The 20,055-nt window shown below is 72.8% G+C and carries 19 protein-coding genes; 11 read left to right on the top strand and 8 right to left on the bottom strand.

Annotated elements, in window-relative coordinates; all coding sequences use genetic code 11:
* Positions 1-54: 54 nt before the first annotated feature.
* Both L3078_RS04770 and acnA read left to right on the top strand, forming a co-directional pair.
* Entirely contained in the window at positions 55-942 is an 888-nt protein-coding gene (locus L3078_RS04770; protein ID WP_239751048.1) for a GntR family transcriptional regulator, read from the top strand.
* Positions 943-1,020: 78 nt separating this feature from the next.
* On the top strand, positions 1,021-3,675 hold the full coding sequence (gene acnA, locus L3078_RS04775; protein ID WP_239751050.1) for an aconitate hydratase AcnA: 2,655 nt from the start codon (positions 1,021-1,023) through the stop codon (positions 3,673-3,675).
* Between the two features lie 53 nt (positions 3,676-3,728).
* Here the strand turns inward: acnA and L3078_RS04780 are convergent, their stop codons facing one another.
* The gene (locus L3078_RS04780; protein WP_239751052.1) at positions 3,729-4,310 is read right to left on the bottom strand and encodes a TetR/AcrR family transcriptional regulator; all 582 of its coding nucleotides are present in this window, start codon (positions 4,308-4,310) and stop codon (positions 3,729-3,731) included.
* 160 nt (positions 4,311-4,470) lie between these two features.
* On the opposite strand from L3078_RS04780, the gene L3078_RS04785 reads away from it, so the two are divergent.
* Positions 4,471-4,956 (top strand): tautomerase family protein, encoded by a 486-nt coding sequence (locus L3078_RS04785; RefSeq protein ID WP_239751055.1) that lies wholly within the window; start codon positions 4,471-4,473, stop codon positions 4,954-4,956.
* A 152-nt stretch (positions 4,957-5,108) separates the two neighbouring features.
* Here the strand turns inward: L3078_RS04785 and L3078_RS04790 are convergent, their stop codons facing one another.
* Complete coding sequence (locus tag L3078_RS04790; RefSeq protein ID WP_239751057.1) at positions 5,109-6,773, bottom strand: acyl-CoA dehydrogenase family protein; 1,665 nt, start codon at positions 6,771-6,773, stop codon at positions 5,109-5,111.
* A 75-nt stretch (positions 6,774-6,848) separates the two neighbouring features.
* Here L3078_RS04790 and L3078_RS04795 point away from each other — a divergent pair, with 75 nt between their 5' ends.
* Positions 6,849-7,607: a PaaX family transcriptional regulator C-terminal domain-containing protein gene (locus tag L3078_RS04795; RefSeq protein WP_239751060.1), complete on the top strand. Its 759-nt coding sequence runs from the start codon at positions 6,849-6,851 to the stop codon at positions 7,605-7,607.
* Between the two features lie 139 nt (positions 7,608-7,746).
* Here L3078_RS04795 and L3078_RS04800 read toward each other — a convergent pair whose 3' ends face one another.
* A complete protein-coding gene (locus tag L3078_RS04800) occupies positions 7,747-8,337 on the bottom strand; it encodes a TetR/AcrR family transcriptional regulator (protein WP_239751062.1) in 591 nt (196 codons plus the stop codon).
* 162 nt (positions 8,338-8,499) lie between these two features.
* Here L3078_RS04800 and L3078_RS04805 point away from each other — a divergent pair, with 162 nt between their 5' ends.
* Positions 8,500-8,931, top strand: coding sequence for a tautomerase family protein (locus L3078_RS04805; protein ID WP_239751064.1), 432 nt, complete (start codon positions 8,500-8,502; stop codon positions 8,929-8,931).
* Positions 8,924-9,934: a zinc-dependent alcohol dehydrogenase gene (locus L3078_RS04810; RefSeq protein ID WP_239751068.1), complete on the top strand. Its 1,011-nt coding sequence runs from the start codon at positions 8,924-8,926 to the stop codon at positions 9,932-9,934. The genes L3078_RS04805 and L3078_RS04810 overlap by 8 nt, the downstream gene beginning before the upstream one ends.
* Positions 9,935-10,037: 103 nt before the next feature.
* On the opposite strand, the gene L3078_RS04815 is transcribed toward L3078_RS04810, so the two are convergent.
* Both L3078_RS04815 and lnt read right to left on the bottom strand, forming a co-directional pair.
* Positions 10,038-10,514: an NUDIX hydrolase gene (locus tag L3078_RS04815; RefSeq protein WP_239751070.1), complete on the bottom strand. Its 477-nt coding sequence runs from the start codon at positions 10,512-10,514 to the stop codon at positions 10,038-10,040.
* A 67-nt stretch (positions 10,515-10,581) separates the two neighbouring features.
* A complete protein-coding gene (gene lnt / locus L3078_RS04820; protein ID WP_239751072.1) occupies positions 10,582-12,198 on the bottom strand; it encodes an apolipoprotein N-acyltransferase in 1,617 nt (538 codons plus the stop codon).
* A gap of 277 nt (positions 12,199-12,475) precedes the next feature.
* Here lnt and L3078_RS04825 point away from each other — a divergent pair, with 277 nt between their 5' ends.
* A complete protein-coding gene (locus L3078_RS04825; protein ID WP_239751074.1) occupies positions 12,476-13,465 on the top strand; it encodes an O-antigen ligase family protein in 990 nt (329 codons plus the stop codon).
* 15 nt (positions 13,466-13,480) lie between these two features.
* Here the strand turns inward: L3078_RS04825 and L3078_RS04830 are convergent, their stop codons facing one another.
* Positions 13,481-14,038 (bottom strand): hypothetical protein, encoded by a 558-nt coding sequence (locus L3078_RS04830; RefSeq protein WP_239751076.1) that lies wholly within the window; start codon positions 14,036-14,038, stop codon positions 13,481-13,483.
* A gap of 50 nt (positions 14,039-14,088) precedes the next feature.
* The gene (locus tag L3078_RS04835; protein ID WP_239751079.1) at positions 14,089-14,895 is read right to left on the bottom strand and encodes a glutamate racemase; all 807 of its coding nucleotides are present in this window, start codon (positions 14,893-14,895) and stop codon (positions 14,089-14,091) included.
* 57 nt (positions 14,896-14,952) lie between these two features.
* On the opposite strand from L3078_RS04835, the gene L3078_RS04840 reads away from it, so the two are divergent.
* Positions 14,953-16,128 carry a glycosyltransferase gene (locus tag L3078_RS04840; protein WP_239751081.1) on the top strand — a complete coding sequence of 392 codons (1,176 nt, stop codon included), beginning with the start codon at positions 14,953-14,955 and terminating at the stop codon, positions 16,126-16,128.
* Positions 16,129-16,144: 16 nt separating this feature from the next.
* Here L3078_RS04840 and L3078_RS04845 read toward each other — a convergent pair whose 3' ends face one another.
* Positions 16,145-17,455 (bottom strand): TerD family protein, encoded by a 1,311-nt coding sequence (locus L3078_RS04845; protein ID WP_239751086.1) that lies wholly within the window; start codon positions 17,453-17,455, stop codon positions 16,145-16,147.
* 314 nt (positions 17,456-17,769) lie between these two features.
* Between L3078_RS04845 and L3078_RS04850 the strand changes: the two genes are divergently transcribed.
* The 3 genes from L3078_RS04850 (at position 17,770) to L3078_RS04860 (ending at position 19,962) form a co-directional block, all read left to right on the top strand.
* Positions 17,770-18,207, top strand: coding sequence for a DUF6643 family protein (locus L3078_RS04850; RefSeq protein WP_239751087.1), 438 nt, complete (start codon positions 17,770-17,772; stop codon positions 18,205-18,207).
* Positions 18,208-18,261: 54 nt separating this feature from the next.
* Positions 18,262-19,086 (top strand): MOSC domain-containing protein, encoded by an 825-nt coding sequence (locus tag L3078_RS04855; protein ID WP_239751089.1) that lies wholly within the window; start codon positions 18,262-18,264, stop codon positions 19,084-19,086.
* Between the two features lie 252 nt (positions 19,087-19,338).
* Complete coding sequence (locus tag L3078_RS04860; RefSeq protein ID WP_239751092.1) at positions 19,339-19,962, top strand: Rv1733c family protein; 624 nt, start codon at positions 19,339-19,341, stop codon at positions 19,960-19,962.
* The last annotated feature ends 93 nt before the right edge of the window (positions 19,963-20,055 follow it).

Consider the following 20,055-nt stretch of genomic DNA (forward strand, 5'->3'; position numbering starts at 1 on the left):
ATACAATTACGCTGGCCTCGCCCCTCCCATCCACCGGAACGAGCGCGAGGACCCATGTCACTGCCGAACCTGACCACCTCCCTCGCCACCCGCCTGGTGGACCTGATGCGCCACAGCGGACTGCGGGAGGGCGCGCACGTGACCGAGCAGTGGGCCGCGGACACCCTCGACGTCTCGCGCACACCGGTCCGCAAGGCCATGCTCTTCCTGACCGAGATGGGCATCCTCGAACGGGTCCCCCAGCGCGGTTTCTTCCTCACCCGTGACGCGGGCACCCTCACCCGCCCGCCCCTCGGCGAGGGCGACCACACCGGCGACGACGCGGAGCGGACGGCGTACTTCGAGATCGCCGACGACCATCTCGGCGGGCGTTTCACCGGCCCCTTCACCTCGGCCGACGTCAGCCGACGGTACCGACTGACCCCCCGCCAGGCGGACCGGGTCCTGGCCCGTATGGAGGGCGAAGACCTGGTGCGGCGCAGAACCGGCGGCCGGGGCTGGGAGTTCCAGCAGGTCATGGCCACCGTGGAGGCGCACGCCCAGAGTTACCGGTTCCGGATGATCGTCGAGCCCGCCGCGCTGCTGGAGCCGGGCTTCGCCGTGGACGTGGCCGCCTTCGCACGGCATCGGCAGCAGCAGGAGGCCCTGCTGCAGGGGGACATCCTGCTGCTGCCGCGCGCCGAACTGTTCCAGGTGAACGCCTCGTTCCACGAGATGCTGGTCGGCTGCTCGGGCAATCCGTTCCTGCTCGACGCCGTACGTCGCCAGAACCGGCTCCGCCGGCTCATCGAGTACCGCCACCAGGTCGACCGGTCCCGCCTGGCGGGGCAGGCACGCGAGCATCTGCGGCTGCTCGACCTCGTGGAGGAGGGCGACCTCGCGGCGGCTTCGGCATTCCTCCACGAGCATCTGGACAGGGTGCGGGCGATCAAGACCGGGTAGCCCACCGCCTCCGCCGACCCGTTGTACTAATGCGCGGACTAAGACAATATGAGCCTCTGAAGCGCCCGGAGGGGGACCATGAACGCCGACCGCACCACCGCGCCCACCGTCCTCACCACGCACGGTCGCGCCCACCGCTATCTGCCCCTGGCCGGACTGCTGCCGCGCGCGGAACTCGACGCCCTCCCCTACGCGATCCGCGTGCTGCTGGAGAACGTCGCCCGCCGGGCACCCGAGGCACTGGCGGACATGCTGCACCGGGCGCGCACCGGAAGCGGTGCGTGCGAGGTGCCAGTGCATCCGAACCGGATCATGCTGCACGACACCACCTGCCTCCCCGCCCTCGCCGACTTCGCGGCCCTGCGCGACAGCGTCGCCGAGCTGGGCGGCGACCCCGGGCGGCTGCAGCCGTCGATCCCCGTCGACCTGACCGTCGACCACTCCCTCATCGTCGAGGAGTACGGCCGGCCGGACGCCGTCGAACGCAATCTGCTGATCGACTTCCGCCGCAACACCGAGCGCTACGAGATGGTGAGGTGGGCCGAGCGCAACGTCGACAACTTCCGCGTCGTACCGCCGGGCACCGGCATCATCCACCAGGTCAACATGGAGACGCTGGCCCGTGTGGTGTGGACGGAGGAGTCGCCGGACGGCGCGCCGCCCGTCCTCCACCCGGACGTGCTGGTCGCCACCGACAGCCACACCCCGATGATCAATGCCCTCGGTGTCGTCGGCTGGGGCGTCGGCGGGCTGGAGGGCCAGGCCGCCATGCTGGGCGAGCCCGTCACCATCCCCTACCCCGAGGTGGTCGGCGTCCAGCTGACCGGTCGGCTGCGCCCCGGCGTGGGCGCCACCGATCTCGCCCTCACCCTCACCGAACTCCTGCGCGCGCACGGCGTGGTGGACCGGTTCGTCGAGTTCTGCGGCCCCGGTGTCACCGCCCTCGGCTGGGCGGAGCGCGCGGCCGTCTCCAACATGGCTCCCGAGTACGGGGCGACCTGTGTGTTCTTCCCGTACGACGACGAGACGGCCGCGTATCTGCGACTCACCGGCCGGGACGAGGAGCACGTCCGCCTGGTCGACACCTATCTCACCGCGCAGGGCCTCAAGCGCACCGACGACCGACCCGAACCCCGCTACGACACCGTCGTCGACCTCGCCCTCGGCACGGTCGAGCCGAGCATGGCGGGCCCGAACCTGCCCCACCAGCGGCTGTCGCTGTCCCGTGTGCCCGCGTCGTACCGCGCCGCCGCCCCGGCCCCCGACCGGGAGGGCGCCGTCGACGAGACCGCCTTCGGTGAGCCGTTGCCCGAGGGCCCGGTCGCCCTGGCCGCGATCACCAGTTGCACCCACACGGCCAACCCGGCGCTGCTGATCCAGGCGGGCCTGCTGGCCGAGCGGGCGGTGGCGGCCGGGCTGACCGCCAAACCCTGGGTGAAGACGTCCCTCTCCCCCGGCTCACGCGTGGTCGAGGAGTATCTGCGGGCGTCGGGTCTGCTGCCCGCGCTGGAGAAGACGGGCTTCCACATCGTCGGCTTCGGCTGCATGACCTGCATCGGCAACTCCGGGCCGCTGCACCCGGTGCTGGAGCGCCTTGCCGAGGAGGACACGATCGCCCCGGTCGCCGTGCTCTCCGGCAACCGCAACTTCGCGGGACGGGTCAACCCCCGTACCCCGCTGTCGTATCTGGCCTCCCCGCCCCTGGTCGTCGCCTACGCGCTGGCCGGCTCGGTCCTGCACGACTTCGAGACCGAGCCGCTGGGCACCGGACCCGACGGCCGCCCCGTGCACCTGCGGGATCTCTGGCCCTCCGAGGAGGAGGTGCGGGACCGGGTCGCCGAGCACGTCCGGCCGGAGCTGTTCCGCGCCAACGCCGAGCGGCTGCGCGAGGGAACCGACGCATGGCGCCGGCTGGACGCGCCCGCCGGCATCCGCTTCCCCTGGGACCCAGAGTCCACGTACATCCGTCGTCCCCCGCACCTGACCGGCCTGTCGACGGCCGCTCCGGACCGCCTCGGGCCGCGTGTCGCCAAGGTCCTGCTGCACCTCGGCGACGAGGTGACCACGGACCACATCTCCCCCGCCGGCCGCATCCCCGTCGACAGCGCTGCGGGCCACTGGCTCACCGAACGCGGAGTCGCCCGCCGCGACCTGAACCAGTACGCGACCCGCCGCAGCAACCACGAGGTCATGCTGCGCGGCGCCTTCACCAACCCGGACGTCGCCAACCTGATGCTGCGGGGGCGGCGACAGGGCGGGCACGCCTTCACGGCCGACCGCACCGGAGTCCTGCCGGTGCACCTGGCCGCGCCGACCTACCGCGAGTCCGGGTACGACCTGGTCGTCGTCGCCGGCCGCCACTACGGCGCCGGTTCCAGTCGCGACTGGGCGGCCAAAGCCCAGGCCCTGCTGGGTGTCCGGGCGGTCGTGGCCGAGTCGTACGAGCGCATCCACCGCAGCAATCTGATCGGCATGGGGGTGCTGCCGCTGGAGTTCACCGAGGGCGACCGTGCCTCGTCGTACGAGTTCACCGGCGAGGAGGAGCTGACCTTCGAGGGGCTCGACGACCTGACCGTGGGCGCCCATCCGGTCGTCCTGCGCATCGCGCGAGCCGACCGCGCCCCCGTGACAGTGGACCTGACGCTACGGATCCACTCGCGGCAGGAACTGTCCTACCTCCGCCACGGCGGCATCCTGCCGTACGTCGTCCGCCGCACCCTGAACCGCCCCTGACCCGGCCCGGACGCGGTCCTGAAGCGGCACGGACGCCCCAAGGCCCCGCGGCCTCACGCCCGCCCCGGCGCTCCCGAGCGCAGGCCGCGCATGACGAGGTCGAAGAGGCGGTCGGCCCGGGGGCGCCAGTCGCTCCGCGGATCGAGCTGCCAGACGCCGGCGATGGCGAGGAGGAAGTCGTCCGCGGTCACACCGGGGCGGATGGTGCCGGCTTCGTGGTTGGCGTCCAGCAGGAGATCGATCGCGGCGAGGAAGCGCGGATAGCCCGGTTTCGCCGAACCGCCCGTAGTGGCGGCGGCCGTGCGGAGCGCTTCCGCCAGGCCGGCCTTGGCCATGGCGTAGCGGGCGAGGCCGTCCATCCATTCCCGCAGGGCCCGGTCGGGTTCCCGGGTCCGCAGCAACTCGGCGGCGCTGTCGGCGAGTTGACCGAGCTCGCGGCGGTGGATCTCCAGGACGAGCGCCTCGCGGTCGGGGAAGTTGCGGTAGAGGGTGCCCTGTCCGACACCCGCCTTCTTGGCGATGACACTGAGCGGGACGTCGGCGGAGCGCGACAGCTCGGCCAGCGCCACCTCCAGAATGCGCTCACGGTTGCGCTGCGCGTCCGACCGCTGCGGCCCCTCACCCCTCGACACCACTCACCGTCCCCTCACCCTCGCGGACAACCGTCCACTTAGGCGCACCTTATCGCGCCGCGCAACCGGCCGGAACGCGCCCTTCCGCCGACGCCACGGACTAGAACAGTCGTCATAACACCGTGTACGGTGCCTCCTATAACGATCGCCATAGGAGGCAGCCGTGACCGTCATCACCGTGAACACAGCCCAGGGCCGTCTGGACCTCGGACAGCGCCGGACGCTGGCCGAGACACTGACGGACGCGGTCCTGGTGCCCGAGGTGGGCCAGTTCGCCCCGGCCGCGCGGGCCGGGTTCCAGGTGCACTTCGTGGAGCGGGCCGCCGCCATGATGGCGATGGGCGGGCGCCTGCTGGTGGATGCCGAGCAGGCGGCCGACGTCATGGTGATCGATGTGACCGTGATGGACGGCGACTGGCGCCGGGAGGTCCGCGCCGAGGTCATCGAACGGATCCTGGCCGCGCTGGCCGAGGCGTGCGGGGTCCCCCAGCCCTCACCGGCATGGTGGGTCACCTTCCGGGTCGTCGACGAGGGCAGCTGGGGCGCCGGCGGCGGGGTGCTGTCGGTCCTCTCGCTGCTCGACAGCGGCGTGTTCACGGAGAAGAAGGCCGAAGCGATCCGCACGGCGCTCGGGGCCCGGGGCGCCTGAGGCGCCTGAGGCTTCGGGCGCCCCGGGCCTCCCGAGGCGCCCGAAGCCTCAGGCACCGGCGCCGTGGCCAAGGCCCCCGGCGCCCGTGAGCCCTCGGTCGGACGTCAACCAACCGGCAAGGCCCGGCGCCAGCCGACCACCTGGGCCCGGCGTCAACCAGCCGGAAGGGCCCGGCGCAGGATCCCGTCGATATCGGCGGAGCCCGGGAGCGTGCCGTAGGCGTGCCCCCAGTCGCCGTCGAGCCGGGTGGCGCAGAACGCGTCGGCGATCGCGGCCGGCGCGTGCCGGACCAGCAGGGAGGCCTGGAGGGTGACGGCCATGCGTTCGACCAACCTCCGGGCACCGGCCTGGTCGGCCTCGCGCACCGCGTCCTTCAGCCGGGCGGCGGCCGTGTCGAGCCGGGCGTCCGCGCCCCGGGCCAGGGCGAGTTCGGCGAACAGCGCCTCCGCGGTGTCGGGGTCGCGGGTCAACGCCCGCAGCACGTCGAGGGCGTTGACGTTGCCGGAGCCCTCCCAGATGGACAGCAGCGGCGCCTCCCGGTAGTGCCGGGGCATGCCTGAGTCCTCGACGTAGCCGTTGCCGCCCAGGCACTCCAACGCCTCGGCGGCGAAGGCCGGTCCGCGCTTGGTCACCCAGTACTTGCCGACGGCGGTGGCGATCCGGCGGAGCCCGCGCTCGCCCTCGTCCCCGCGCACCGCGCGGTCGGCGGCGCCGGCCAGCCGCAGGGTGAGCGTCGTGGCCGCCTCGGACTCCAGCGCGAGGTCGGCCAGGACGTTGCGCATCAGCGGCTGGTCGAGCAGTCGCGCCCCGAAGGCGCCGCGGTGCCGTGCGTGGTGGCCCGCCTCGACGAGTGTCCTGCGCATCAGGGCGGCCGAGCCCATCACACAGTCGAGCCGTGTGCAGTTGACCATCTCGATGATGGTCTTCACACCCTGCCCCTCGGGCCCGACCCGCCAGGCCACGGTGCCGTCGAACTCCGGCTCCGAGGAGGCGTTGGAGCGGTTGCCCAGCTTGTCCTTGAGCCGCTGGATCCGGAAGGTGTTGCGCCTGCCGTCGGGCAGGACCCGCGGCACCAGGAAACAGCTCAGCCCGCCCGGCGCCTGGGCCAGCACCAGGAACAGATCGCACATCGGCGCCGACGTGAACCACTTGTGGCCCCGCAAGGTGTAGACACCGGGCTCGGAACTCGGCGTGGCCGTCGTGGTGTTGGCCCGTACGTCGCTGCCGCCCTGTTTCTCGGTCATGCCCATCCCGGCGAGCAGTCCGGGCTTCTCGGTGGGCACCCGCAGGGCCGGGTCGTACTCCCGTCCGGTCAGCAGGGGCTCGTACACGGCCGCCAGCTCCGGCTGCCGGCGCAGCGCGGGCACGACGGCGTACGTCATCGAGGTCGGGCAGGTGTGTCCGGCCTCCGTGTGGCCCCACACGAGGGCGCCCGCGATGCGCGCGACATGGGCGCCGGGGCGGCCGTCGCCCCAGGCCGCGCCCGCCAGACCCTCGCGCACGGCGGTCCGCATGAGGTGGTGCCAGGCGGGATGGAAGTCGACCTCGTCGATCCGGTTGCCGTAGCGGTCGTGGGTGCGCAGTTCCGGCTCGTACCGGTTGGCCTGGTCGGCCCACTCCTGCGCCTCGATACCGCCGGCGAGCTGCCCGAGCCGCCGGACGTCCTTCTCTGCCCACTCCGCGCCCTCCCTGCGCAGCCCCTCCAGCAGGGCCACGTCCTCGGAGGCGTCGTACGGGGTGAGGGGCGGGGGCTGGTTGGTGACGTCGTGGGTGGCGGTGGCGTACCCCGGCTGCGTGTGCGCGAGTATCGAGACCATGCCGCGAGTATTACACTATTCCTACGATCGCAGCTATGACGTAACAGTGATCGATCGCCCGTACAGTACGGGGTCATGCAGACGAACGTGCCGGGGCGGCCCGCCGAGCTCGAACTGCGGCCGCTGTCGGCGCGGTCGGTCGTCCTGAGCCTGCTGATGGGCATGCATCCGCCCGAACTGCCGGTGCGGGATCTGGTGCGCCACGTGGAGGCGTTCGGGGTCGCCGGGTCCACGCTGCGGGCGGCACTCAGCCGCATGGTGTCGGCCGGGGATCTGCGGCGCGCGGACGCCGTCTACCGGCTCAGCGACCGTCTCCTCGACCGCCGGCGGCGCCAGGACGAGTCGGTGCACCCCGAGACCCGACCGTGGGACGGCGACTGGGAGATGGTCATCGTCACCGCGACCGGCCGCCGCCCCGCCGAACGCGCCGACCTGCGGGCACGCCTGACAGCACTGCGGCTCGCCGAACTACGGGAGGGGGTCTGGCTCCGCCCGGCCAACCTGCGGCGCCCCCAGCCACCGGACCTGGGCCCGACGGTCCGGCACTTCGCCGGCCGTCCCGATCAGCCCGCGGGGGAACTGGCCGCGAGCCTGTGGCCGCTGGACGCCTGGGCGGCCACCGCCGAGGCACTGCTCGGCCACATCGAGCGGACCCGGGAGCCCGCGGACCGCTTCACCGCCCTCGCGGCGGCCGTACGCCATCTGCTCGCCGACCCGGTCCTGCCGGACGACCTCCTCCCGGCCGACTGGCCGGGCCCCGCGTTGCGGGCCGCGTACACGACGTACCGACAGGAGCTGGTCGAGACGGTGCTGGGGCGCACGGACCGACCCTGAACCGAGCGCGGACGGACCCGGGGCCGGGCACGGACCGAGCCGGAACCGGGCACGAACCGAGCAGGTACCGGGCACGGACCGAGCCGGGACCAGGCACGAACCGAGCAGGGACCGGGCACGGACCGAGCCGCACGCGCCGTCAGGTCCGCCGTTCGACCGCCCCGGCGATCAGCGTCTCCAGCTGCCCCGCCACCCGGTCGAGGGGCTCAATGCTGCGCTTGGCACGGCACATGGCGATGGCACCCTCGGCCGAGGCCACGACGAGCGCGGCGAGACCGGAGGCACGCTCCGGGTCGACACCGTGGTCGCGCAGCGCGTCGGCGAGCAGGCGCTCCCAGCCGTCGAAGGCCTCGGCGGCGGCGGTGAGGGCCGGCGGGACCTCGTCGGCCGGGGGCTCCTCCACGGACACCGCGAGGACGGGGCAGCCGGCGCGGAACTCGCTGTCGACGACGATGCCGCGCCACAGGGTCAGGAACGCGCGCAGCCCGGCGACGGGACCCTTTTCCAACGCCTTGCCCAGGATGCGGACGATGGCCGTGTCCGCGTAGCGCACGGCCTCGGTGGCCAGTTGCCCCTTGCCCTCGGGGAAGTAGTGGTAGGTCGAGCCGAGGGGCGCCTTGGCGTGTTTGGCCAGGTTCCGGATGCTCGCGGCGTTCAGGCCGCGCCTGCTGATCAGATCGGCCGCCCCGGCCACGATGCGTTCCCGCGACGGTGTGCCCTCCTGCGCCAAGACCGTGCTCCCCTCTGGCTATATCGCTCGTCATAGTCTAGCGTGACCCCCGCTTATAACGATCGTCATAGACCCTGGCGCGGCCCCGTCACAGACCTCGTCTCGGACCGCGTGAGGGTCTTCGATCCATCCCGACGACCCACCCCCCGAAGGGACTTCGCCATGCCGATGATCCGGCTCACCGCCCCGACCGGTTCACTGACCGAGGCGGGCCGCGAGAAGGTCCAGCGCGAACTCGCCGCTGTGCTGCTGCGTTGGGAGGGCGCGCCCGACACCGCGTTCTTCCGTGCCCAGGCGTGGAGTTATCTGATCGAGCTGCCCGTAGGGGCGCAGACCACGGCCGAGGACGACGCGCCCCGCTTCCTCGTGGAGGTGACCGTTCCGCAGGGGGCGCTGTCCGAGCGACGCCGGGCCGGGCTGGTCGAGGAGGCCACCGGGACCGTCCTCGAAGCCGCCGGGCTGCCCGCGACCGAGGCCCCGCGGGTGTGGGTGCTGGTGCACGAGCAGCCCGACGGCACCTGGGGCGCGGGCGGCTCCGTCGTCCGCCTCGCCGACCTCGTGGCCCTGGCGAAGGGGCAGCCGACCGATGCGTGAACTGACCTACGTGGCCCGCCGCACCGTGGAGTGGCGCGAGGCCCCCGACCCGGAACTGCGCTCCGACGCCGAGGCGATCGTCGCGCCGGTGGCCGCCACCCCGTGCGACGTGGACTCCGCGATCCTCGCCGGTCACGGCTTCATCGAGCCGCCCTTCGCCCTGGGACACGAGTGCGTGGCGCGGGTCGTGGAGACCGGCGACGCCGTCACCACCGTGGCCCCCGGTGACCTGGTCGTCGTCCCCTGGTCCATCAACTGCGGAGCCTGCGACCACTGCCGGGCCGGGCTCACCGCGCACTGCACGGCCGTACCGCACATGGCGATGTACGGGGCGCCGATCGGCGGCACCTGGGGCGGCCTCTTCTCCGACCTGGTCCGCGTGCCGTACGCGCAGGCCATGCTGGTTCCCCTGCCGGCCGGCCTCGACCCGGTCGCCATGGCCTCCGCGAGCGACAACTGGTCGCTGTCCTGGCGCCTGGTCGCACCCCACCTCGCGAACCGTCCCGGCGCCCGTGTCCTGGTCGTCGCGCGGGGCAGCATCGGCCTGTACGTGTGCGACATCGCCCGGGCGCTCGGCGCCTCCGACGTGCTCTACGTCGACCCCGACCCCGCGCACCGGCAGCTCGCCGAGGGCTTCGGCGCCCGTACCGCCGAGACGGTCGAGCCCGTCCCGCACGGCTTCGACCTCGCCGTCGAGGCCACCGGCCGCGTCGACCAACTCGCCCTCGCCGTCAAGTGCCTCGCCCCGGAAGGCGTCTGCGAGTCCGCGGGCAACCATTTCCGCCCCGGCGAACTGCCCCTGCTCGAGATGTACCTCACCGGCGTCACCCTGCGCGTCGCCCGTGACAACGTCCGCGCCCACATCCCCGACGCCCTCGACCTCGCCCGCTCGGGGAAGGTCGACCCTGCGCGCGTCGTCTCCCACGTCCTCGACTGGGAACAACTCCCCGACGCGCTCCCCGAGAAGCACCTCAAGCCGGTGTTCGTCCGCGCCGCCGGGTGACCACGTCGACGCAGGCGGCGGGGCCGGTACGCGCGCCGCGCCCGCCCGTCGGGCGCCTGCTCGGCGTGTCCGGACCCGGCCTCCGCCGCCCCGTCCCGCGGGCTCAGACCGTGGGGTCGAACCAGGTGGCCGTGTCGGACATGGCCTGCTTGATGCGGAACAGCGCGAACTCGCTCAGATCCGGCGGCAGGGCGTCCAGCGAGAACCAGCCGACGTCCAGGGACTCGTCGTCGTTGACGCGTGCCTCGCCGCCCACGGCACGGCAGTAGAACGTGATGTCCATGTACTGGCACACGTCCCCGTTGTCGTACCGCACCGGTTCCAACGCCTGTACGAGGACGACCCGTTCGGCCACGCACCGCACCGCCGTCTCCTCCTCGACCTCCCGCACGGCACAGGCCGCCGGCTGCTCCCCCGGGTCCGGGATGCCGCCGATCAGCGACCACTTGCCGTTGTCGGACCGGCGGCCCAGCAGCACTCTGCCCTCGTCGTCGAAGACGAGGGCGGTGACTCCGGGGAGCCAGAGGAGCTGGTTGCCGGCGGAAGCACGGAGTGTGCGGATGAAATCAGGGGTAGCCATGGAGCCGACCCTAACGGGCCGGTCCCCTCACCCCGCCGCATCCAGGGCGCGCACGCGAGGCGTACTGCTACACGCCACCGGCGCGCCGCCCGCGCACACCCGCCGCGATCGCCCAGCCGAGGCCACCCGCCGCGACCAGCACCAACAGCATCTCGGGCGCGATACCCACCCGGGTGGCGGGCGTCTCGGAGGTGCGCAGCGGCACCTTCTGCACCAGGGAGTCCGGGACGAACATTCCGGTCTTCTGGGTGATCCTGCCGTCCGGCATGATGATCGCACTGACGCCGCTGGTCACCGGGACGGTGACGGTGCGGCTGTGTTCGACGGCGCGGACCCGGGACATGGCGAGCTGCTGGTAGGTCATCTCGCTGCGGTCGAAGGTGGCGTTGTTGCTCGGCACCGAGATCAACTGCGCGCCGTCGGCGACCTCGGAGCGCACGGCCCAGTCGAAGGCGGCCTCGTAGCAGGTGACCAGTCCGACCTTCGCCCCGTCCATGGTGAACACACCGGGCTCGCTGCCCCGGCTGAAGTCCTGGCGGACCATGGACGTCCACTCGCTGTTGATGGCGCCGATCAGCGACCGCAGCGGCAGGTACTCACCGAACGGCTGGATCTGCCGCTTGTCGTAGGTGTCGACGGGGCCCTTCTCGGGGTCCCACAGGATCTGCTCGTTGTAGAGCTTGCCGTCCCGCTCGACCACGCCGCCCACGGAGATGGGGGCGCCGATGGCGGTGGCCGCGTCCTCGATCACCGTGCGGGCGTCGGGGTTGGCGAACGGGTCGATGTCGGAGGAGTTCTCCGGCCAGAGCACGAAGTCGGGCCGGGCGACCTTGCCGGCCTTCACCTCGGCGGCCAGCCGCTCGGTCTCCCGGGCGTGGTAGTCCAGCACGGCCCGTCGCTGGGCGTTGAAGTCGAGCCCCAGGCGCGGGACGTTGCCCTGGATGACCGCCACGGTGGCCGTGCCGGCCTCGGCCTTGTCGCTCACCAGCGCGCGGGAGGCGAGGGCGCCCACCAGGGGCGCGGCCACGCAGAGCGCGGCCACGGCCGCGGTGCCCCGGCGCACGGCCTCGCCGGTGCGCCGGTTCGCCACGAGCAGCCGGACCGCCTCGTACAGCCCGAAGCCGCACAGCACGACCGCGAAGCCGAGCACGGGTGTGCCGCCGAGAGCGGCCAGGGGCAGGAATGCACCGTCCGCCTGTCCGAAGGCGATCTTGCCCCAGGGGAACCCGTTGAAGGGGGCACGCGCGCGTGCCGCCTCGCCGGCGATCCACAGGGCGGCGGCCCACACGGGCCAGCCGGGCAGCTTGGACACGACGGCGACGCCCGCGCCGACGAGCGCCACGAACACCGCCTCGATCACGACCAGCGCGAGCCAGGGACCGGGACCGACCTCCACGCCGGTCCACACCAGCAGCGGCAGCAGGAATCCGAGGCCGAACAGGTAGCCGAGACCGAGGCCCGCCTTCCAGCTCCGTCCGCGCAGCACCCAGCCGAAGACCGCGAAGGCCGGCAGGGCCAGCCACCACAGGGTGCGGGGCGGGAAGCTGACATAGAGCAGCACCCCGGAGAGGGCCGCGGCGGCGGCCGGGAGGAGCCGGCTGACCCATCGGGACACCCGGGACACGGGCGTGGCCTGGGGTTCGAGCTGTTCCGGCTCGTCTACGGGAGTGGCGGTGACGGTCACTCGGGGAGTGTACGGCGCGTCACCCCGGCGCCGACAGCGCGGCCCGTGCGTCCCGGCTGAGGCTTTTGTCTCCCACCGGCCGCATCGTTCCTGCATAACTCGTCCACAAACCGGCGCATCACCCGTTACGGTGTGCGCGAGCCTCTGACGTGCGGCCGGATGTGGTCCGGGCGGTCGAGGCCCGGCACAGTCGGGGGGCGACACGTTGGGGTCCACGGGGACGGAATCCGCGGCCGGAGCGTCGGCCTCGTACGAGAGACGGAACGTCTCCGATGTCATGGGTGTGCTCATGCTCGGGGCGTGCGCGGCCTGGTCGCTGATCACGGCGGCGGCGCGGGGTGGCCGCCCGGAGGGGGTGCTGCTCGCGGTGCTCGCGGTGGCGGCCGGTTACGCGGCGGGCCGGATCTGCGGGGCCCTGCTGCCGGTGGTGGCGCCGTCGGCCGGCGCGTTGGCCGGAATCGGTCTGGCGGTCACCGACCCGCACACCATGACGGGCTCGCCGCTGGTCTCACCGCTCGGGCACACCGGTGCGACGGCCGCGCTGCTGGTCCTGGCCGCAGGTGCCGCCTGCTGTGCCGCCTGGGCGGCCCGCTCGCCGGGCCTGAGGCTGGCCCTGCGGCTGCTGGCCTGCGGGATCGCGGTGACCGCGGCGGTGCTCGGCTCGACCACCGGCTTCGCCGCGTGCGCCGGGGTGCTGCTGTGTTCGCTCGCGGCGGCCCGGATGCGCCGGGGCCTCGGCCTCGTGGGGTTGGCCGTCGCCACGGCCCTGGTGACGGCGACGGTCTGGGCCGTCGCCGAGAACGCCCTGCCGGCCGGGCTGACCGACTCGCTGGAGGGGCAGCTCACCCCGCATCGGATCCTGCTGTGGCACGACGCGCTCGGCCTGGTCCACGACGATCCGCTGCTCGGCGCGGGACCGGGCCGCTTCGGGGAGCTCAGCCCGACGGTCGCCCAGTCGCTGTCGGCCGACGCCCGGCCTCATTCGGCGCCCCTGCAACTGGCGGCCGAACAGGGGCTCGTCGGGGTCGCGCTGCTCGCCGCCGTGTTCGGCTGGGTCCTCTACGTCCTGTGGCGGACCCCGCGCTCCACACCGGTGGTCCTCACCGCCGGCGCGGCCCTGACCGCGGTGGCCGTGATCGCCGCCGTGGGCAACGCGCTGAGCTTCACGACGGTGACGGCGGGCGCGGGCCTGCTCGCGGGGATGGCGACGGCATGGCCCCTCCCGGAAGGGGAGCCCGGCAGGGCACCGGACCTCGACGGCCGCTAGGGCGGGACGGCCGGGTCAGTGCGCGGCGTCGGACGCCTTCGGGGTGAGCCGGGCGCGGATGACGTTCACGGCCGTCTCGGCGTTGTCCACGGTGATCGTGAACGTGTGACCGTCCCAGAGGCTCAGCACCACGGCCTCGCCCCGTCGTACGACGACGGCGGTGCCCTTCTCGGGCCGCCAGCGGTAGCCCCAGCCGCCCCACTGGTGGGGCGTGACGCACGGGGCGAAGGCGGCGTCGGCGACCTGGGACAGGGGGATGCGGCGGCGCGGCACGCCGATGTGGCCGCAGCGGACCTCGAGGCAGTCTTTGTCGACCTTCACGGAGACGTGCACGAACGCGAGCGTGCCGAAGAGGACGAGCAGCCCGGCCGCGATGCAGCCGACGACGGACATGACGAGCGGGGCGACACCGGACGCCCACGCGGAGTCGACCGCGAGTTCGATGCCGAGTGCCATGCAGGCGGCGCCGCCGAGTGCCAGCAGCCATTGGCCGCGATTGGTCGCGCGGCCGGTCCAGACCTCGGGGTGCGGGCCCTCGGGGGTGCCCGGCTCGCCGTGGGGGTGGTCCCTCATGGCTTTGAGAGTACTCAGGTTCCGCTGCGCGGGCACCTGGTCGCGGAGCGTTACCGGTCCGCCCTGACGGCCGGCGCGGCGCCGACCGTCGCGAGCAGCCGGCCCTCCTCGTAGGCCAGTGCCGGGGCGGGCAGCGCGCCCTCGCGGCCGCTGAGGAGGACGGTCAGCGTCGATCCGGTCCAGTCGGCCTCGGGCTTCGGCAGTTCACCGATGCGGCGCAGCGCCTGCGCGGCCACGGCGCCCGCGGAGCCGTGCAGCACGAGGGGCGGGAGGCCCGGCTGCTGGACGGCCGCGCGGATGCGTTCGGCGACGAGTTCGTAGTGGGTGCAGCCCAGGACGACGGTCGTCACGTCGTCGGGCGTCAGCGCGGCGGCCGCGGCGATGGCGGCGTCGATCGCCGCGTCGTCGGCGTGCTCCACCGCCTCAGCCAGTCCCCAGCAGGGCACCTCGGTGACCGGGACGCCGTCGGCGAACTCCTCGATGAGGCCGCGCTGGTAGGGGCTGCCGGTGGTGGCGGGTGTCGCCCAGATGGTGAAGGGGCCGCCGCCGGACGCGGCCGGCTTGATCGCCGGGACCGTGCCGATCACCGGCAGAGACGGTTCGAGGAGGGCGCGCAGGGCGGGCAGGGCGTGCACGGAGGCGGTGTTGCAGCCGACGATCAGCGCGTCGGGCGAGTGGGCGGCCGCCGCCTCGGCGACGGCGAGAGCACGCTCGGTCAGGTCCTGGGGGGTGCGCGGGCCCCAGGGCATGCCGTCGGGGTCCGAGGAGATCACGAGATCCGCGTCGGGCCGCAGCCGCCGTACCGCGGCGGCGGCGGGGAGCAGACCGATACCGGAGTCCATGAGCGCGATCTTCACCCGGCCACGATAGACGATGGCCTCGGCGGGGCCGCTCCGGTGGGGCAGACTGCGGGCGTGAGCGCCATCGCGTGGACCGCCGCCGGATCACTCGCCGCCTGGGTGTGGCTGCTGCTCGGCCAGGGCTTCTTCTGGCGCACGGATGTGCGCCTGCCACCCCGCCGGGATCCCGACGACTGGCCGGACGTCTGTGTCGTCGTCCCCGCCCGTGACGAGGCCGCCGTGCTGCCGGAGAGCCTGCCGTCGCTGCTGGCCCAGGACTATCCGGGCCGGGCCGAGGTCTTTTTGGTGGACGACGGCAGCTCGGACGGGACCGGTGACCTGGCCCGTGAGCTGTCCCGCAGGTTCGGCGGCCTGCCCCTGACCGTGTCCTCGCCCGGGGAGCCGCCCGCGGGCTGGACGGGCAAGCTCTGGGCCGTCCGGCACGGCATGACGCTGGCACGCGCGCGTGGCCCCGAGTTCCTGCTGCTGACGGACGCGGACATCGCGCATCGCCCCGACAGTCTGCGCGCGCTGGTGGCGGCCGCGCGCACCGGCGGCTTCGACCTGGTCTCCCAGATGGCCCGGCTGCGGGCCGAGAGCGTGTGGGAGAGGCTGGTCGTGCCCGCCTTCGTGTACTTCTTCGCCCAGCTCTATCCGTTCCGACGGATCGGCGTACGGGGTTCGCGCACCGCGGCGGCGGCGGGCGGCTGTGTGCTGCTGAGCGTCGAGGCCGCCGAGCGGGCACGGATCCCGGACGCGATCCGGCAGTCCGTCATCGACGACGTGGCGCTGGCCGCCGCGGTCAAGAGGAGCGGCGGTCACATCTGGCTGGGGCTCGCGGAGCGCGTGGACAGCGTGCGGCCCTACCCCCGGCTGCGCGACCTGTGGGACATGGTCGCCCGCAGCGCCTACGCCCAACTGCTGCACAGTCCGCTGCTGCTCGCCGGGACGGTCCTCGGCCTGGCCCTGGTCTATCTCGTCCCGCCGCTCGCGCTGGTGACGGGCCTGGTCACGGCGGACCCGGCGACAGCGCTGCTCGGGGGACTGGCCTGGCTGCTGATGACGGCGACGTACCTGCCGATGCTCCGTCACTACGGTCAGCCGCTGGGCCTCGCTCCCCTGCTGCCGTTCACCGCGTTCCTCTATCTGCTGATGACGGTCGACTCGGCGGTGCGGCACCACCGGGGGCGCGGTGCGGCCTGGAAGGGCCGCACCTACGCCCGCCCGGATCCGCTCCCGGACGAGAGCTAGGGTCCGTGGGGCCTGGTTATTTCCGGCCGGGGGTCCAGTTCATGCCCCACCCGTAGGCGTAGTCGACCGTGCGCTGCGGGCTCACCCCGCGCTCGGGGACGAGGTAGCGGGCCTCGCGCTGGACGATGAGGTCGCCGCCCTGGTTGGTGATGAGGGCGAGGGCGCAGACGGTGGAGGGGACGGTGCACTCGTCGAGCGAGAAGTCGATGGGTGCGCCGTGCTGCGGCTGGAGGGTGACGGTGGCGTGCAGGTCGGCGAAGGAGCGGGCGCCCTCGTAGATGGTGACGAAGATGAGGACGCGCCGGAAGTACTGCTTGTGGTCGAGGTTGATGGTGAGGTTCTCGCCGCTGCTGACGGCTCCGGTGCGGTCGTCGCCGTCGAGGTGGATGAAGGGCGGCTGGTGCAGGGAGCCGAAGGCGTTGCCGAGTGCCTGGACGACTCCCTTGCTGCCGTCGGAGAGTTCGAACAGGGCGCACAGGTCGAGGTCGAGGTCCGCGTGCATGGCGACGGCCCGGCCCAGTTTGCTGCCCCATCCCTTGAACTGCTTGCGCACCTCCCAGTTGAGGTTGACGCGCATGGCGCCGGAGGTGCCGCCCTGTTTGGTCAGGGAGACCGACGGGGCCTCCTTGGTGAGCGTCACCTTGGTGAGGCGGACGGGGGCCGGGGCCGCCGCGGGCGGGGCCGGAGGCGGGGGCGGGGCGGTCCTCACCGGCGGTGGCACGGTGACGGGCTGGGCGACGGGGGCGGCGGGCGCGGGCGGGGCGACGGGGGCCGGTGTGGGCGTCGGTGCCGCCGCGTGCTGGGGCTCGTCCACCGTGATGCCGTAGTCGCGGGCGAGGCCTTCGAGCCCGGTGCTGTAGCCCTGGCCGACGGCGCGGAACTTCCAGGCGCCCTGGCGACGGTAGAACTCCCCCAGGACGAAAGCGGTTTCGGCGCCGGCGTCCGCGCTGTCGAAGCGGGCCACCTCGGTGCCCGCCCGTTCGTCGAGCACCCGGATGTACAGTCCGGGCACCTGCCCGAAGGTGCCGCCGTCCGCCGAGGCGACCACCACGACGGTCTCGATGGCGGGCTCCACGCGCGTGAGGTCGACGAGGAGCGAGTCGGTCACCTGCCCGCCGGCGTCACGCTTGCCCTCGTGCCGGACGGCGCCGGAGGAGTGCGCGGGCTGGTTGTAGAAGACGAAGTCGGCGTCCGAGCGCACCTTTCCGCCGACGAGCAGCAGCGCCGAGGCGTCGGCGTCGGGCACACCCGGGCCGGAGCGCCAGCCCAGTTCCACGCGCAGCCCGGCCGTCGGTACCGCGGTGTTCGATCCTTTCGGCATTGACATGTCCGCCCCCATCAGAAGGTCATCCAGAAGATCGCCACCGGGCCGCGTCCCCGCAGTCCGTCGGATCCGGCCGGATCCGTTGTCGGCCCAACCTATTCCCCCGGGCCCCGGAACCCCCAGAACCCGTACCGAAAGATCCTTGGTCAACCGCCGGTAACCCACTGGGAACTCGCCCTTTACACGATCAGAACGCGCTTTGCTGCCCTTTTTCGCCGAGTTCGCTCGCATTGGGGATCCGGCGTCACGGCCGACACGGAAAACAACCCTCTTATCGGTCTCCCCAACCAGCACATCGTGGGCTTAACTTATGTGCCATGACCTCCCCCCGCTCCACCTACGGCGGCGGTTACTACTCCGCCTCGTCCTTCGCGGACACCCCGATCTACGACTCTCTCGTCGCCGAGCGGGGAACCCCTCAGATCGCCCCGATCCGGGTACCCGCCGCGTACGACACCCCGGGCAGCAACCTGCCCGCGCTCCCGTCGGCGCTGCCAGCGCTGCCGGCCGGTCCCTCGCAGCCCGCCTACGGTTATCCGCAGGCCCAGCAGCCTTCGCCGCTCCAGCAGGCGCCGAACGCGTACATCCCGCAGCAGGCCGCAGGCCCGCGCGGCTACCCGGGCGCCCAGCCACCCCAGCAACAACAACGTCCGATGGCGGGCTACGAGGCCATGCGCCCGGCGGCACCGCGCCCGGCCCCGGCGGCCCCGTACCAGCAGGACCCGTACAACGGCCAGCAGTACCGCGGGTACTGAGGCATTTGGAACGTCTCGCGTGGGGTTGTCACAGCCTGCTGGCAGGATGACCCCATGGGGAATCCGTCACTGCACTCGATCCATGTCCACCCTCTGAAGGCGGCCCGGGGCTTCGCCCCGGACGAGGCCGTCGTGGAGCCCTGGGGGCTGGCGGGCGACCGCCGTTGGGTGCTGGTCGACGACTCGGGCAAGGTCATCACTCAACGTCCGCATCCGCGTATGGCGTTGGCCGCCGCCGGGCTGCTGCCCGGCGGCGGTCTCTTGCTGTCCGCGCCCGGCCGCGAGCCGCTCACCGTCCCGGTGCCCGCGCCCACCGACACGACCACCGTGGAGATCTGGCGGGACAAGGTGGAGGGCGTCCCGGCCGACGCCGCGGCGCACACCTGGTTCAGCGACTACCTGGGCGTCCCCGTGCGCCTCGTGCACCTCGACGACCCGGCGACGCGGCGCCCGATCGATCCCGAGTACGCCCGTCCCGGCGAGACCGTCAGCTTCGCCGACGGCTATCCGCTGCTGCTCACCACGCTCGCCTCGCTGGCCGCGCTCAACGACCTGGTCGCCCGGGGCGACCACGCCGAGGAGGGCCCGCTGCCCATGAGCCGCTTCCGGCCGAACGTGGTCGTCGACGGCGCACCGGCCTGGGCCGAGGACGGCTGGCGGCGCGTCGCGATCGGCGAGGTGACCTTCCGGGTGGCCAAGATGTGCGGGCGGTGCGTGGTGACCACCACCGACCAGGACACCGCCGAGCGCGGTCGTGAGCCGCTGCGCACCCTCGCGCGCCACCGCCGTTTCGGCGACAAGCTGGTCTTCGGGCAGAACCTCGTCCCGGAATCCCCGGGCACGGTACGGGTCGGCGATCCGGTCCGGGTGCTCGAATAGCGAGTTCGATCGCGATGAGTTCTGGGCGGTCCTGAGACACCCCCCGCCCCTCTTGAAAATTCAATCTCCTACGATTCGGCCTACGATTCGGTTCGTGTACAGGGAACACACGCCGCCGGTCCGACCGTTGGGTCTTTGTGAGAAGTTCATGAGAAGGCCGGCGGGAGGGTGATTTCGCTCTCTCTCGACCGGGACCGCGCGTGGACGGCTCCGCCGGGGGCTATCACGGACGCGTAAGGGGGTGTGGGGCGAGTGCGGGCGATCGGTGGACTACGGGCGTTCGGCGGACTGTGGCGCTGGCGTCACAACCCGCTGCGGCGGACGACCGATCTGGTCGAGGCCTGGCTGGCGTTCGCGGCCCTGGTCCTGATCCTCGTCGCCGCGCCGCTGATCGGCGCCGCCGTCGGCACCACCGCCCAGAGCGCCCTGCAGCAGTCCGTGCGCGACCAGCAGCAGAGCCGCCACCGCGTCACGGCCACGGTCGTCAAGAAGGTCGACGGCTCCCCGCTGGACCCGGACCCGGAGACCGCGACCACCCGCGACCGGCAGAGCCGGGTCGTCGCCGACTGGACCGGCCCGGACGGCACCCAGCGCCACGGCACGGTCATGGCGAACCTCAAGACCCCGCAGCCCGGCGACCACTTCACGCTGTGGACGGACGACCAGGGCCGCACGGTGGGGCGTCCCCTGGACACCGCCACCGCGACGACCCACGCGGTACTGGCCGGATTCGGCGCCACCGTGCTCGCCGCGGGACTCGTCGAGGGCGTCAGACGGCTGATCGTCTGGCGCATGATCCGCCACCGCTACACCCGTTGGGACCAGGCATGGGACAAGGCCGGGCCGGACTGGGGCAGGACGGGCGCGGGCAGCTGACCGCCTTCGCACTCCGGTCAACTCCCCCTGCCCGCGCACGCTACGGTGGACCGACCAGCCGAACTGTTCGGCATCGACCCGCGTTCCACGAGG

It is taken from the genome of Streptomyces deccanensis, assembly GCF_022385335.1.
In the GTDB taxonomy this organism is placed as follows: domain Bacteria; phylum Actinomycetota; class Actinomycetes; order Streptomycetales; family Streptomycetaceae; genus Streptomyces; species Streptomyces deccanensis.

What these genes read in the sequence shown, in the direction of transcription:
- L3078_RS04790 (WP_239751057.1), bottom strand. Translation starts at nt 6,773, where the DNA reads ATGGTCTCGATACTCGCGCACACGCAGCCGGGGTACGCCACCGCCACC.
- L3078_RS04770 (WP_239751048.1), top strand. Translation starts at nt 55, where the DNA reads ATGTCACTGCCGAACCTGACCACCTCCCTCGCCACCCGCCTGGTGGAC.
- L3078_RS04855 (WP_239751089.1), top strand. Translation starts at nt 18,262, where the DNA reads ATGGGGAATCCGTCACTGCACTCGATCCATGTCCACCCTCTGAAGGCG.
- acnA (WP_239751050.1), top strand. Translation starts at nt 1,021, where the DNA reads ATGAACGCCGACCGCACCACCGCGCCCACCGTCCTCACCACGCACGGT.
- L3078_RS04805 (WP_239751064.1), top strand. Translation starts at nt 8,500, where the DNA reads ATGCCGATGATCCGGCTCACCGCCCCGACCGGTTCACTGACCGAGGCG.
- L3078_RS04850 (WP_239751087.1), top strand. Translation starts at nt 17,770, where the DNA reads ATGACCTCCCCCCGCTCCACCTACGGCGGCGGTTACTACTCCGCCTCG.
- L3078_RS04795 (WP_239751060.1), top strand. Translation starts at nt 6,849, where the DNA reads ATGCAGACGAACGTGCCGGGGCGGCCCGCCGAGCTCGAACTGCGGCCG.
- L3078_RS04830 (WP_239751076.1), bottom strand. Translation starts at nt 14,038, where the DNA reads ATGAGGGACCACCCCCACGGCGAGCCGGGCACCCCCGAGGGCCCGCAC.
- L3078_RS04815 (WP_239751070.1), bottom strand. Translation starts at nt 10,514, where the DNA reads ATGGCTACCCCTGATTTCATCCGCACACTCCGTGCTTCCGCCGGCAAC.
- L3078_RS04825 (WP_239751074.1), top strand. Translation starts at nt 12,476, where the DNA reads ATGGGTGTGCTCATGCTCGGGGCGTGCGCGGCCTGGTCGCTGATCACG.
- L3078_RS04810 (WP_239751068.1), top strand. Translation starts at nt 8,924, where the DNA reads ATGCGTGAACTGACCTACGTGGCCCGCCGCACCGTGGAGTGGCGCGAG.
- L3078_RS04845 (WP_239751086.1), bottom strand. Translation starts at nt 17,455, where the DNA reads ATGTCAATGCCGAAAGGATCGAACACCGCGGTACCGACGGCCGGGCTG.